The 12,825-nt window shown below is 59.3% G+C and carries 16 protein-coding genes and 1 tRNA gene; 8 read left to right on the forward strand and 9 right to left on the reverse strand.

The features are described 5' to 3' along the window. Positions 1-159: 159 nt before the first annotated feature. From ACI2KA_RS04490 to ACI2KA_RS04505, 4 genes are all read left to right on the forward strand, one after another. Complete coding sequence (locus tag ACI2KA_RS04490) at positions 160-591, forward strand: hypothetical protein (protein ID WP_404499596.1); 432 nt, start codon at positions 160-162, stop codon at positions 589-591. Positions 592-868: 277 nt separating this feature from the next. Next, positions 869-944, forward strand: a tRNA-Phe gene (locus tag ACI2KA_RS04495). A gap of 306 nt (positions 945-1,250) precedes the next feature. Then, on the forward strand, positions 1,251-2,012 hold the full coding sequence (locus tag ACI2KA_RS04500; RefSeq protein ID WP_404499598.1) for a class I SAM-dependent methyltransferase: 762 nt from the start codon (positions 1,251-1,253) through the stop codon (positions 2,010-2,012). Then, a complete protein-coding gene (locus ACI2KA_RS04505; RefSeq protein ID WP_404499600.1) occupies positions 1,960-2,550 on the forward strand; it encodes an alpha-ketoglutarate-dependent dioxygenase AlkB in 591 nt (196 codons plus the stop codon). The genes ACI2KA_RS04500 and ACI2KA_RS04505 overlap by 53 nt, the downstream gene beginning before the upstream one ends. On the opposite strand, the gene ACI2KA_RS04510 is transcribed toward ACI2KA_RS04505, so the two are convergent. Together ACI2KA_RS04510 and ACI2KA_RS04515 are read right to left on the reverse strand one after the other, a co-directional pair. After that, the gene (locus tag ACI2KA_RS04510; protein ID WP_404499602.1) at positions 2,551-2,811 is read right to left on the reverse strand and encodes a helix-turn-helix domain-containing protein; all 261 of its coding nucleotides are present in this window, start codon (positions 2,809-2,811) and stop codon (positions 2,551-2,553) included. 54 nt (positions 2,812-2,865) lie between these two features. After that, positions 2,866-3,144: a hypothetical protein gene (locus ACI2KA_RS04515; protein ID WP_404499604.1), complete on the reverse strand. Its 279-nt coding sequence runs from the start codon at positions 3,142-3,144 to the stop codon at positions 2,866-2,868. A gap of 78 nt (positions 3,145-3,222) precedes the next feature. Between ACI2KA_RS04515 and ACI2KA_RS04520 the strand changes: the two genes are divergently transcribed. After that, complete coding sequence (locus ACI2KA_RS04520) at positions 3,223-3,555, forward strand: helix-turn-helix domain-containing protein (protein WP_137409747.1); 333 nt, start codon at positions 3,223-3,225, stop codon at positions 3,553-3,555. A 9-nt stretch (positions 3,556-3,564) separates the two neighbouring features. Here the strand turns inward: ACI2KA_RS04520 and mnhG are convergent, their stop codons facing one another. The 7 genes from mnhG to ACI2KA_RS04555 all read right to left on the reverse strand — a co-directional run bounded on the left by mnhG (position 3,565) and on the right by ACI2KA_RS04555 (position 10,049). Next, entirely contained in the window at positions 3,565-3,909 is a 345-nt protein-coding gene (gene mnhG / locus ACI2KA_RS04525) for a monovalent cation/H(+) antiporter subunit G (RefSeq protein ID WP_404499605.1), read from the reverse strand. Continuing rightward, on the reverse strand, positions 3,906-4,187 hold the full coding sequence (locus ACI2KA_RS04530) for a K+/H+ antiporter subunit F (protein WP_077985397.1): 282 nt from the start codon (positions 4,185-4,187) through the stop codon (positions 3,906-3,908). The genes mnhG and ACI2KA_RS04530 overlap by 4 nt, the downstream gene beginning before the upstream one ends. Further along, positions 4,184-4,672: a Na+/H+ antiporter subunit E gene (locus ACI2KA_RS04535; RefSeq protein WP_404499608.1), complete on the reverse strand. Its 489-nt coding sequence runs from the start codon at positions 4,670-4,672 to the stop codon at positions 4,184-4,186. Before ACI2KA_RS04535 ends, ACI2KA_RS04530 begins: the two co-directional genes overlap by 4 nt. Then, a complete protein-coding gene (locus ACI2KA_RS04540; protein WP_404499609.1) occupies positions 4,669-6,315 on the reverse strand; it encodes a monovalent cation/H+ antiporter subunit D in 1,647 nt (548 codons plus the stop codon). Before ACI2KA_RS04540 ends, ACI2KA_RS04535 begins: the two co-directional genes overlap by 4 nt. Further along, on the reverse strand, positions 6,312-6,647 hold the full coding sequence (locus ACI2KA_RS04545) for a Na+/H+ antiporter subunit C (RefSeq protein WP_020810384.1): 336 nt from the start codon (positions 6,645-6,647) through the stop codon (positions 6,312-6,314). Before ACI2KA_RS04545 ends, ACI2KA_RS04540 begins: the two co-directional genes overlap by 4 nt. Then, complete coding sequence (locus ACI2KA_RS04550) at positions 6,647-9,565, reverse strand: monovalent cation/H+ antiporter subunit A (protein WP_404499611.1); 2,919 nt, start codon at positions 9,563-9,565, stop codon at positions 6,647-6,649. Before ACI2KA_RS04550 ends, ACI2KA_RS04545 begins: the two co-directional genes overlap by 1 nt. A gap of 106 nt (positions 9,566-9,671) precedes the next feature. Further along, positions 9,672-10,049: a hypothetical protein gene (locus ACI2KA_RS04555; RefSeq protein ID WP_404499613.1), complete on the reverse strand. Its 378-nt coding sequence runs from the start codon at positions 10,047-10,049 to the stop codon at positions 9,672-9,674. Positions 10,050-10,566: 517 nt separating this feature from the next. Here ACI2KA_RS04555 and ACI2KA_RS04560 point away from each other — a divergent pair. From ACI2KA_RS04560 to cheY1, 3 genes are read left to right on the forward strand one after another with little or no spacing between them, the layout of a single operon-like run. Next, a complete protein-coding gene (locus tag ACI2KA_RS04560; RefSeq protein ID WP_404499615.1) occupies positions 10,567-12,156 on the forward strand; it encodes a globin-coupled sensor protein in 1,590 nt (529 codons plus the stop codon). Further along, positions 12,156-12,455: an STAS domain-containing protein gene (locus tag ACI2KA_RS04565; protein ID WP_404499617.1), complete on the forward strand. Its 300-nt coding sequence runs from the start codon at positions 12,156-12,158 to the stop codon at positions 12,453-12,455. Before ACI2KA_RS04560 ends, ACI2KA_RS04565 begins: the two co-directional genes overlap by 1 nt. Next, complete coding sequence (cheY1, locus tag ACI2KA_RS04570) at positions 12,452-12,817, forward strand: chemotaxis response regulator CheY1 (protein ID WP_003493773.1); 366 nt, start codon at positions 12,452-12,454, stop codon at positions 12,815-12,817. Before ACI2KA_RS04565 ends, cheY1 begins: the two co-directional genes overlap by 4 nt. Positions 12,818-12,825 lie beyond the last annotated feature (8 nt).

Consider the following 12,825-nt stretch of genomic DNA (forward strand, 5'->3'; position numbering starts at 1 on the left):
AGGCAGAACAAAAAACAGGCCCTTCGGGGCCTGTTTTTTTGAGCCGAATATACCGCGCTGATCGCTTTATGTGCATCCTTTGCCCGGCTGGGGCGTTGAAACGGCGAGACCGGGCAAAGACGCCCGCCGCCGCAATTCAGCACGCCCCAGGAGACAGCGATGAAAGCACCACTGCGATCCCACGGTTTCGACAAGCCTACGGACCTCGACGACCATCTGGCCGAAGTGGAGGAGGAGGCTGAAGCAAGGGCTGCGGACGCTCAGGCGGAAAAACCCGCAGCAAGGAGAACGCGTGCTGCCCACGCCATCGACCCGAAGCTGCGCACCGAACTGGATGAGCTTCGCAAACAGGTCGACAAGATCCGCCGCGACGTCAAACGGCTTGAGGCCGCCCGGCATTCCCGCGAAAGGCCCGCCCAGCCGCAGCATGAACGCGACCGCGAGAATTCCCGCCTGATGACCGTGGTGCGCTCCGTTGCCGTGACATCGCTCGCCAGCCGCATCTTCGCGTCTTCGCCCGTCATGGCCGCGCTGGTGGCCGTCGTGCCGTTCGCACTAGGCCTCGCCGCCCGGCGAAGCGAAAGGGCATAGCCGTGGCCGGCAGCCCCCGTTCGTCCGGATCGGTCTTCCCCGAACCCGGCGGTGGGCGGATGCGTCAGCTCCGGCGGGTACCCGAAAGCGGATTTCCCTTGCAATCCGGCGTTCATCGGGCACAGATTTCAGCCATCCACAGGCGCCGTGAAAAAACTGTCAAAAAACTTCGCGATGGCGCTTGCCATGTCCGAACAAGATGTTATAACCCCGCTCACTTTCGGGGCGCCAGACAGCCCTGACCGCCAAAAGCGGAGGTTCTTCAAGGACCTGAAGTGCCCGGATAGCTCAGTTGGTAGAGCAGCGGATTGAAAATCCGCGTGTCGGTGGTTCAAATCCGCCTCCGGGCACCATTAATTCTTCCAGATAAAATTTATGCAGCATTCTGTTTCGGTTTAACGAAAGCGGTACAATAAGATTCCGCTGTATCTATTTTATAGTCGGACCCTGTTTTCTAAGGGGAAGAGGGATGTCTTCGCCAAGATTCATTTTCTGAAGAGCTAAAGGCCTATTCAGTAATTATTTCAGCTATTTCAATTATTTAGTAGCTTTCTGATTTTTCTCAATTGGATTTTTCGCCTAATTGAGTGTTTCGTCGTCCTCCTTATCGTCCCACGTGAGATACTTTTGAAATGAGGTTGATCGCGAGGCAAAAAAAGATGTCAACGAGTGCGTATGCTATCCGGCGAATAGCTAACGAAGTTGCGCAACAAAAATTTTGGCTTTCAGTCATTGTGCTGAAACGTGTCCTCGATTTTAGGACACCTTTTGATTTTTGTAAGGCTGCAAAATCTGGATCAACGTTGCTCGTAGGGGAGGGAAACTTTAGTTTTTCTGTGGCCCTCTCAGATCTACTTGGGAATGCTACATCGAATTTGACGACGACGACTTTTCAAACAGTGGATGAGTATTCTGACATCACAAAACAAAACGCGAAAACTCTGCGACGTAGGGGTGCGAAAACAATAGCAGGTGTGGATGCCACGAATTTATCCCAATGGTTTAGCCAAAGGCAGTTTGATTTAATTGTTTTTCAATTTCCCAACGTAGGCAGCCGTGAGCCACGGTATGGGAGAAACCCTAATCATATTTTGGTGCGGCGTTTTCTTAAGAGCGCTGCAGACCATCTTTCAGACTTTGGTAAAGTCGCAATTACCGTCGTAAATAGCCCCCACTATGATGGAGCTTTTGATATGGATGGAGTGGCTGAACGCAATAATTTTGCAATTCCAGTTGCTCATCCATTTCGCTTCTCCGACTTTCCTGGCTACTCACACGTAAAAACTAAGGATGATGGCATCTGCGCGTTAGATGAGAATGACGAGTTTGTAACATACGTTTTCAACTTAAAGAGAGAGCAGTCCGCAAATGGATCATGCTGTAAATCCATCTTTTCTACCCCCCGGCATTGTCTATTTTGACGGCTTTCTATCTCCAGAGGAGGAGGCCGCCGTCGCCCACAGACTGGATGCGGGTGTGTGGAGCACGGAGCTGAAGCGCCGCGTGCAGCATTTCGGTTATCGGTACGACTATAAGGCGCGCGCTGTTACCGCGGATGCGTATCTCGGGCCGTTGCCGACATGGCTTGGCGTGTTCGCGGCGCGGTTAGTTACCGCAGGATATTGCCGGGATTTGCCCGATCAGGTTATCGCTAATGAATATCTTCCGGGGCAGGGCATCAGTGCGCATGTCGATTGTGTGCCCTGTTTTGACGATGGGATCGTATCGATAAGCCTTTTATCCACATGCGAGATGGTTTTCCGCGAATTGCGTGGGTCAGCCATATGCGGCGTCTTGCTTCAACCTCGCTCCGGCGTCTTGCTGAGAGACGCGGGCCGCTACGGCTGGACTCATGAAATTCCGGCTCGAAAATCGGATATCGTGAATGGAGTCAAGACAGCCCGAGGCAGACGAATTTCCCTCACTTTTCGCAAGGTCATTGCTTCGAAACAGTCTTGATCAGAGAGGAGAGCGTTGTTCTTTTATCCGTTCGAGTAAAAGGCGGAGAAGCGCTATCGGGTCTTGATCCATCGCCGCCGACAGTTTTACAAACTCAACGACATCTATGCGTCTTTCAGCCCCTTCGGCCTTTGCGACATAGGACTGTGGCTTACCCAGCCGATCTGCGATTTGCTGCTGGGTTAACCCTGCTTTTCGCCGCGTGTCGGTCAGTATCTCAACAAGAAGCCGATACTCGGGTGTCTGCGTAGACTTTGTCATGTGCCGAAAAATCTCAAAAATCGCAGTGCCAAGGGTCGATCCTGAATTATCCTGCTATGGGATATTGTCGCGGCACTCAAGTTCTCTACGCACACGCCGCCATTTGCCCTGCTCGAAGCTTCGCGAATAGCGCCATGCCCGGTCTTCTTCCATTGCGGCGAATTCCTCCGCGCGCTCGCCATGTCGTTCAATCAGGTCATCGGCAAGGCGTTTAATCTCCGAGCTTGGTAAGAGCAGGGGTCGAATGCGGGTCTGCCATTCGAGCCAGAGGTAAGCCGCCATGACGAAACTGCAGCCCGCGATGAGATAGAGATAATCGGCGCTGAGGGGCATGGCCTACCTATAATGACGTGATCGTTAACGCCATAATGTACATAGACCCGTGGTTTCTGTCAGGAACAATCTGTTCCTATGGAATCATTTGCAGCAAATCTGAAAAGGCGCGCGAAGGAGCTTGGTCTCTCCAATGCGGAAGTTGCCCGCCGAGCGGGACTTACGGAGCGTCGTTACGGCAATTACATCATGGGCCGAAGGGAGCCCGATCTGGCGACACTCGTTCGGATAGCCACCGTTCTGGATAGCACTCCGAACGCATTGCTTGATTTTGAGAAGAAAACAGCCGCGCTGACTGGCCATGATCTGCTGAAAGCAAAGATCGCTTCGGCAGCAAATGCACTGCCGGAAAGCGATCTGGAAGTCATGGCCATCGCAATTGAGGCAGTGGCGAACAGCCGGGCAAAGTAGCCCGGCGCTCTAAAGATGCTCCCGATTATCCGTATTCTGCTCCGCCCGGTCCCGATAAAGCGCCGCGCGTCCCAGCAGCATCAGGGAAACCGGCGTCGTCACCGTCATGAAGATGCCGATGAAGATTTCGTGGAAGGCGAAGCGGTCGCCGGAGACGGAGAAATAGATGATCGAGGCCATGACGATGCCGCCGGTGCCCCAGCTGGTGCCCAGCGTCGGCGCATGCAGGCGCTCATAGAAGCTGTTAAGCTTGGCGAAGCCGATGGTGCCGATCAGCGTCAGCGAAGCGCCCAGAAGGACGAAGAAAGCCACGAGAATGGCGGCCCAGAGGGGAAATTCGTACGCCTCGTTCATTCGATCACCTCGCCGCGCATCAGGAATTTGGAAAGGGCGACGGTGGAGACGAAGCCGAGGATGGCGATCAGCAGCGATGCCTCGAAATAGATGTCGTTGCCGGTGCGCAGCCCGAAGGTCAGCAAAAGCAGCATGGCGTTGACGTAGAGCGTATCCATCCCCAGCACGCGGTCCTGCGCGCGCGGACCGATGGCGATGCGGTAGACCGAAATCGCCATGGCGATGGCGAGCATCAGCTGCGCCAGCGAAAAGGACCAGAAAAGGATAATCGAACTCATTCGAATATCTCCATCAGCAGTTTTTCATAACGGTTCTTGATGAGGCTGATCCAGGCTGCCTCATCCACATCGTCGAGGACGTGGAGCAGCAGCGTGCCCTGGCTGGAATTATATTCCAGCCACGCGCTTCCCGGCGTCGAGGTCAGGATTGTGGCCAGCACGGCAAGCCCCATCGGATCGCGAATGTCCAGCGGCACGGCGAGGAAACCGGATTTGCGGTTCCTTTCGCGCTTGAACAGAATGATCGTCATGACCGAGAAATTGGACCGGACGATATCGTAAAGCACGATGAGGATCAGTTTCACCAGCTTGTGCCAGTTGCGGATGCGTGGTTTCGCCGGCCTGAGCGAGGCCATCGCCCAGGACGCGATGAGCGCGACGGCCGTGCCTAGCAACAGATGCCCCGGCGAAAAGCTGTTGATCGTCATCCAGAAGAAGATCAGCGAAACGGTCAGCAGCGGATAGGGGAGGAGACGGTTCATCATGGCTCGGCCTCCGGGTTGCTTCCCGCTCGCGGTGCGGAAATGACGCCCTGGATATAGCTCGCCGGCAGATCGAGAATACGCGCGGTTTCCTGCATGTAACGCATCACCGGCCCGGCCTGCACGGTCATGGCAAGCGTCAGACCGAGCAGCAGCATGATGGGCGCGATTTCGATGACGAGGACGCGCGGCACCGTTCCTTCGATGGAGGCCCAGAAGGTGCGGATGCCGGCGCGGGTCATCGAGATCAGCGAGGCGAAACCGGCAAAGACAATCAGGAAGACCAGCCACCAGGAGAGCGTGGAAACGCTGTCATTGGCGCCGAGGCCGGAAGGGTTGAGAATGGCCGAGAGCATCGAGAATTTGGCGATGAAGCCGGAAAGCGGCGGCAGGCCGGCCAGAAGAATGCCGCAGGCGGCAAAACACGCGCCGAGCACCGCCATGGTGGCGGGCATGGTGACGCCGACTTCTTCTTCCTCATCTTCTTCCTCGCCTTCGCCATAGGCCTCCATGGTGACGGCCAGAACGTTCGCACCCGCATCCTGCCCGCGCTCCACCAGCTCGATCAGCATGAAGAACGCGCTGATGGTGAGTGTGGAGCTGACGAGATAATAAAGCGCGCCCGCCGCCACCGTCGGATTGCCGGTGCCCATGGCGGCAAGAAGCGTTCCCGACGATACCAGAACCGAAAAGCCGGCAAGCCGCCCGAGCGCCTGTGACGCCAGGACCCCGATCGCCCCGAAGATGATGGTGGCGATGCCGCCGACGAGCAGCGCATCATGGCCGAAACCGGCCGATTCGCCGGCCGTCTGCCCGAAGAGCAGGAAGGACAGGCGGGCGATGACATAGATGCCGACCTTGCTCATGATGGCGAACAGGCCGCCAACCGGCGCGGAGGCCGCACCATAGGCGGAAGGCAGCCAGAAGTTCAGCGGCCACATGCCGGCCTTGACCAGAAACGCGATGCCAAGGATGGCCGAGCCGGTTTCCAGCAGCATGCGCTGGTCCGGGTTCAGCCCGGCGATACGATGGGCGAGATCGCCCATGTTCAGCGTGCCGGTGACGCCATAGATGAGGCTGACGCCGATGAGGAAGAACAGCGCGGCAACTAGGTTGATGGCGATGTAATGCAGCCCCGCCTTGACGCGCTGCTGGCCGGAACCATGCAGCAGCAGGCCGTAGGACGCGGCCAGCATGACTTCGAAGAAAACGAAGAGATTGAAGAGGTCGCCGGTCAGGAACGCACCGTTGACGCCCATCAGCATCATCTGGAACAGCGAATGGAAATGTGCCCCGGCCCTGTGCCACTTCGCCATCGAATAGATCAGCGAGGGGATGGCGAGCAGCGCCGTCAAAAGCACCATCAGTCCGGAAAGACGGTCCGCCACGAGCACGATGCCGAAGGGCGCCGGCCAGTTGCCGAGCAGATAGACGCCGCTCGAAACCACGGCGGCGATCTCGGTATTGACCGTCGAATTCACCTCGCGGAAAAGCAGGATGGCAACGACCAGCAGGATGACGGTTGAGGTAAAGCTGATGGCTGCCTTCGCCACGCGCTGACGTTCGTCGAAGAAGAGCAGAAGCGCGGCGGTGATCAGCGGCAGAAGAATGGGGGCGATGACGATGTGGAAGGGGAACGACATCATTTCGTCTCCCTCCCGTCCACATGGTCGGTGCCGGTCAGGCCCCGGGCCGCAAGCAGCACGACCAGGAAAAGCGCGGTGGTGGCAAAGCCGATGACGATTGCGGTCAGCACCAGCGCCTGCGGCACCGGATCGGCAAGCGTCGAACTGTCGACGCCGTTCACCAGCACTGGCGGCGCATTGGTCTTGATGCCGCCGACGCCGAAGATGAACAGGTTGACGGCGTAGGACAGGAGCGAGAGCCCGACGATGACCTGATAGGTGCGCGGGCGCAGGACGAGCCAGACGCCGGAGCCGGTCATGATGCCGATGCCGATTGCAAGAATGAGTTCCATTACACGTCCTCCGCTTTTGCGGCGTCAGGCGTGCGAACGCGGTAGTTACGCAACGATTGGTGTGCCAGTGCTATCAGGATAAGAACGGTGGAGCCGACGACCAGCGAGAAGACGCCGAGATCGAACAGCAGGGCGGATGCCGTCGGCATTTTGCCGATATACGGGATTTCCGTATATTGGAAATAGGAGGTCAGGAACGGGTAGCCGAAATACCAGGAGCCGATGCCCGTCGCCGCCGCCATCAACAGGCCGAAGCCCATCCAGCGCAGCGGCAGGATGCGGATGCGGTCTTCCGCCCAGCGCGCGCCGCCGGCGAGATATTGCAGCAGGAAGGCGATCGCCATGGTGATGCCGGCCGCAAAGCCGCCGCCCGGCAGGTCGTGGCCGCGCATGAACAGGAAGATCGAGAAGGTGATGATGACCGGGAACATCCACTGCATCACGATGGACGGCACGTAGAGATAGTCGCGAACCGTATCGCCTTTGTCGCGGTCCGGACGCTCGGCATCGAAGGCGTTCTGCATCTTCTGCTGTTCGGGCACCCCGATGCTTTCATGCGCGGGGCGGAAACGGCGCAGCAGCGCAAAGACGGTGAGCGCCACGATCGCCAGTACCGCGATTTCACCGAAGGTGTCGAAGCCGCGGAAATCGACGAGGATGACGTTGACGACATTGGTGCCGCCGCCTTCCGAATAGGCGCGCTCGAGGAAATAGGTGGCGATGGCGTTCGGCACCGGCAGGGTCATGACGGCATAGGCGATGACGGACATGCCGATGCCGCTGGCGGCGGCCAGCAGGAAGTCGCGGGCGCGGCGAAGCTGCGCCGGCAGCTCGTCGCTGCTGTCGACCTTTTCGAAGCGTTTCGGCAGCCACCGGAGACCGAGCAGGATGAGAACCGTGGTGACGATCTCGACCAGCAGCTGGGTGATGGCGAGATCCGGCGCGGAAAGCCAGACGAAGGTGAGGCAGGTGACGAGCCCCGAGACGCCGAGCATGACGAGAGCGGCAAGACGGTGATATTTCGCCTGCCAGGCGGCGCCCATGGCCGCAATCATGCCGATCAGCCACAGGATGGCGAAGATCGGATCGAAGGTCGTCACACGTGGCAGCGACAGGGAAAATTCCGACAGGAACAGGGGAGAGAAACCGGCGAGAAGCGCCACGAGGATGAGCAGTCTCAGCTGCGGCTGCAGGCGCCGGGTGCCGAGCGTGCTTTCCAGCCACCGCGCCCATTTCCAGGACACGGTGACGAGAATGCGCTCGAAGATGCGCTGGCCCCGCAAATGCCGGAAAACCGGCGGACCGTCATCGCAGCGCGAGAAATAACCGCCGAGCAGTGCATAGATCGCCACACCGCCGATCAGTGCGGCAATACTCATGATGAGCGGGAGGTTGAAACCGTGCCAGATCGACAGGCTGTAGACGGGCGTCTGCGCACCGAGAACGGAAAGCACGGCCGAATGCAGGAAGGGGCCGATCGACAGGCTTGGAACGATGCCGACGATCAGGCAGGCGAAAACCAGGAACTCGATCGGGAAACGCATCCAGCGCGGCGGTTCGTGCGGATTGGGGTTCGGCAGATCGACAGGCTTCGGACCGAAGAAGACGGTGTGGATGAAGCGCAGCGAATAGGCGACGGCGAATGCGCCTGAAAGCGTCGCGACATAGGGCAGTGCCCGGTCGAGCAGTGAATCGGCATGGGTCTCGACGGCCTCCGCGAAGAACATTTCCTTGGAGAGGAAGCCGTTGAACAGCGGCACGCCCGCCATCGCGGCACTGGCCGCCATGGCAAGCGTCGCGGTCGCCGGCAGATAGGTGTAGAGCCCGCTCAAGCGCCGCATGTCGCGGGTGCCGGTTTCATGGTCGATGATGCCGGCCGCCATGAACAGCGAGGCCTTGAAGGTGGCGTGGTTGACCATGTGGAAGATGGCGGCAACAGCCGCAAGCGGGCTGCCGAGACTGAGCAGCGTGGTGATGAGCCCGAGATGGCTGATGGTGGAATAGGCGAGCAGGCCTTTCAAATCCTGCTGGAACATGGCGAAATAAGCGCCGAGCAGCAGGGTGATGATGCCGGCCACGCCCACCAGCCAGAACCATTCCGGCGTGCCCGCCAGCACTGGCCAGAAGCGCGCGAGCAGAAACACCCCGGCTTTCACCATCGTCGCCGAATGCAGATAGGCGGAAACCGGCGTGGGCGCCGCCATGGCGTTGGGCAGCCAGAAATGGAAGGGAAACTGCGCGCTCTTGGTCAGCGCCCCGCCGAGAATGAGGATAAGCGCCGGCAGATAGAGGGGATGGGCGCGGATGGCGGCGCCGGCCTCGATGATCCTGTCGAGATCGTAGCTTCCTGCCATATGGCCGAGGATCAGCAGTCCGGCGAGCAGGCTGAAGCCGCCGATGCCGGTCACGGTCAGCGCCATGCGCGCGCCGTCGCGTGCGCCGGCATTCTGGTGCCAGTAGCCGATCAGCAGGAACGAAAAGATGCTGGTCATTTCCCAGAAGATCGACAGCAGGATGACGTTGCCGGACAGGACGACGCCCAGCATCGAGCCCATGAAGGCGAGCAGGAAGGCGAAGAAACGCGGGATCGGGTCTTCGGCCGACATGTAATAGCGGGCATAAAGAACCACCAGCAGGCCGATGCCGGTGATGAGGATCGTGAAGATCCAGGCAAATCCGTCCAGTCGCAGGGTGAAATTGAGGCCGAGCTGGGGCAGCCATTCCACATCATATTTCAGCACGCCGCCACCGCTGACGGTCGTATAAAGAAAGACGCTGCTGACAAGACCGAAAAGGGCGACTGCGCCCGCAACGGAGGCCGGGCCGGCGGCGGCGCCCTCACGCGGCATGAAGGCCGTCAGGACGGCGCCGACAAAAGGCAATGCGACAATGAATGGAAGAATGGTTGCAAGTGTCATATGCAGCGGCGGTTTTCTTTCTGGAATGGGAGCCTACGGCGGGTTTCCGACGACTCCGATCCCTCAAGGCTCATGATGAACCGAATGATGAGGACCGCCGGAATGACTAATAGATAATATGCGGGGGCGCTCTTGGAACCACGCTCGCAAAGTCTCGGAAAGCTTGTGGCTCGATGGCAACAGATGTGACAACCAGACCCGTATCGGCGGCGACCCGCAAAGCGGGCGAGGGGAAATTGCCAGAACCAAGGGCCAAGCCCTTATCGGTCGCCTTGCATCCGTAGTCGCTGCCGCTATCGCAGTCCTTGTCGCGCAGGGACAGGGAGCGGCTGAGATCGACCGACTGCAATCTCTCCAGGCGGCTGGTCTTGGAAAGGGTCTTGATGCCGGAAGGCGCCTGGAAGCCGATCATGACAAGCAGGCTTGCGACCATGATGCCGATCAACACTTGTGGATGGCGCCTTGAACAGCGGCTTTTCTCCATCCATAACAAGTTGGCATCTCCTTGATCGAAAAGGTCTCTTTAAAGCATCACCGCTGCGCGAATATCCCGTTGATTTGTTTTAGGGGAAGGCGCACGCGCTTGTCCAGCGCACTGGCCGGAAAAACCGCCGGTGGCCGCCGATTCCTTTTCGTTTTTGCCCATTTGCGGCAAAGTGAGGGCGGCGATGGCTAAAAGCTTTTACAAATTTTAGCGTTTGACGCCGCGGCGGATGTTTCTTAACTTTCAAGCAAGGAATTAACCATAAAGATTGATGGTATTTCCACGGCGGAATGGGGCTTTCTCCCCTTCCAGGCATGACGCCGCACTGCCGTACCGGGGCCGATCCGGTATTTTCGTTTCTTGGTTCAAGAAGGTCAGGCAGGCGTCGATGCCGCATCGTCCGCGATGGGTATGTTCGTTCAAAAATCCCCTATAGGGTACTGGCATTCTGGACCTTGGCCAATTGGCCGGGTTTGACCGGCCGTCATGTTGTTGGGGACGTCGGTTGGGGCAGGACTTGCCATCAGATCAAGCGCGCAGATCGGCAGGTGCAAGCCTGGCGGGCAGGCTGCGCTTTGCCGGCCTCGACGAGACGCAATCCGATTTTCTGCGCAATTATCGCGGCATGCTGGAGCCCTACGTCAAGGCCGGCCTGCGCGATGTGATGACCCGTTTCCAGTCCATGCCGGACTGTTCTCCGTCTTTCGAGAGCGAAAACCAGCTCGACCGCCTGCACGACCTGCAATCCTCGCACTGGAGCGTGCTGACGGATGCACGTTTCGACGCGCTTTATGCCGAGCGGGTGAAGGTTCTGTCCGACAATGCCAGCCGCATGGGTCTCGATCCGCGCTGGCAGATCGCCAGCCACGCCATCGTTCTGGAACATCTGCTCGGCGGCCTGGTGGCGGAACATGCGCCGCGCTCCATCCTGCCCGGCAGCCGCAGGAAGAGCCGCGAGCTGGCCGAGGCCGTGAAGAACATCGTGCGTCTGGTGATGGTCGATACCGAGATCGCCGTCTCGCTGCGTTTCAACGAATTGCGCCTGCGCCACGGCCGCGAACTGGCGCAACAGCGTGATAACGACCGTTCGGAAGCGGCGGCGCTGCTGGGTGCGGCGCTGACGGCCTTCGCCGCCGGCGATCTTCAGGCCCGTATCGGCGGCGATCTGCCGGAAGCCTATCGCGACGTTGCCGCCTCTTTCAACGCCGCACTTGAAACGATCGGTTCATCGCTGACATCCGCGCAACGGGGCATCGGCGATGCCGAGGCCTTGAGCGCCCGTTTTGCCGATATCGGCCGCTCAATTGCCGACCGTTCCGGGCAGCAGGCAGAAGCCCTTGCCGAGAGCTGCCGCGCGCTCCAGGCGATGATCGGGGGCGTGGTCGAAAACGGCGCGCGCATATCGGCGACGGAAACGGCGGTGTCCCACGCCCGCGAGGCGGCTGTCGAAAGCGGCAAGGCGATCGGCGAGGCGATCGACGCCATGGCGGATATCGAGCAATCGGCCGAGCAGATCGGCAGGATCATCGGCACCATCGACGAGATTGCCTTCCAGACGAACCTTCTCGCCCTCAATGCCGGCATCGAGGCGGCGCGCGCGGGCGAAAGTGGCCGCGGCTTTGCCGTCGTCGCGCAGGAGGTACGGGCGCTCGCCCAGCGCTCCGCCGACGCGGCAAGGGAGATCAAGAGCCTTGTCGGCACCACCAAGACGCAGGTCGAGGGCGGTGTCCGCATGGTCAACCGCACCCAGGACGCAATCGGCGGGGTCGTCCGGCAGGTCTCCGGCATCAACGACATGATCGCCGAAGTCTCCCGGCATACAACGGCACAGGTCGGTGACCTGCAATCGCTCGCCGCCGATATCGGCGCACAACAGCGGCAGGCCGGCGGAATGGCCGCGGAGATCGGCGAAAGCGCGTCTGACGCCGACACGCTTCACACCGTCATCGTGGAACTTGGCCGCACCATTCGCGAATTCCGCATCGCCCGTCAGGGACAGGCGGCGGCCGTGGCGGAACGTAAGGACACTTCTTTTATGGCCCGTGGCGATAACCGCACGGATTATGGCCGGGATTACCAACAATTCAGACGTCAGGGAGTCATGTAATGGCAGCCAGAAAAGCAGCTGAGGCGACGCTGAAACTGTCACCGGTGCTGGATCTCAACGAGGCATCGGCTCTGCACGGCAAGCTGATGACGCTGAGAGGAGCACCGTTGTCGGTCGACGCGTCCGAAGTCGAACGCATTGGCGCGCTTTGCGCCCAGGTCCTCATGGCCGGCGCGAAATCCTGGGAAGAGGACGGCAAACGGTTCGGCTTTGCCAAGGTGTCCGATGCATTCGACAAGACCATGAAACTGATAGGCGTCGATATCGATCATTTGCTCCCCAAGGAGATAAAGCAGTGAAGAAAAAAGTTCTTACCGTGGATGATTCCAGAACGATCAGGAACATGCTCCTGGTCACCCTCAACAATGCTGGTTTCGAGACCATTCAGGCCGAAGACGGCATCGAGGGTCTCGAAGTGCTGGAACAGAGCAATCCCGATGTCATCGTCACGGACATCAACATGCCGCGTCTCGATGGCTTCGGCTTTATCGAGGGCGTGCGCCGCAACGAAAAGTACCGCGCAATCCCGATCCTGGTCCTGACGACCGAAAGCGATGCGGAAAAGAAGAACCGCGCCCGCCAGGCCGGTGCGACCGGCTGGATCGTCAAGCCGTTCGATCCTGCAAAACTCATCGATGCCATTGAACGCGTAACCGCCTGATACGGGAC

It is taken from the genome of Agrobacterium sp. NPDC089420, from assembly GCF_044900305.1.
Taxonomy (GTDB): Bacteria; Pseudomonadota; Alphaproteobacteria; order Rhizobiales; family Rhizobiaceae; genus Agrobacterium.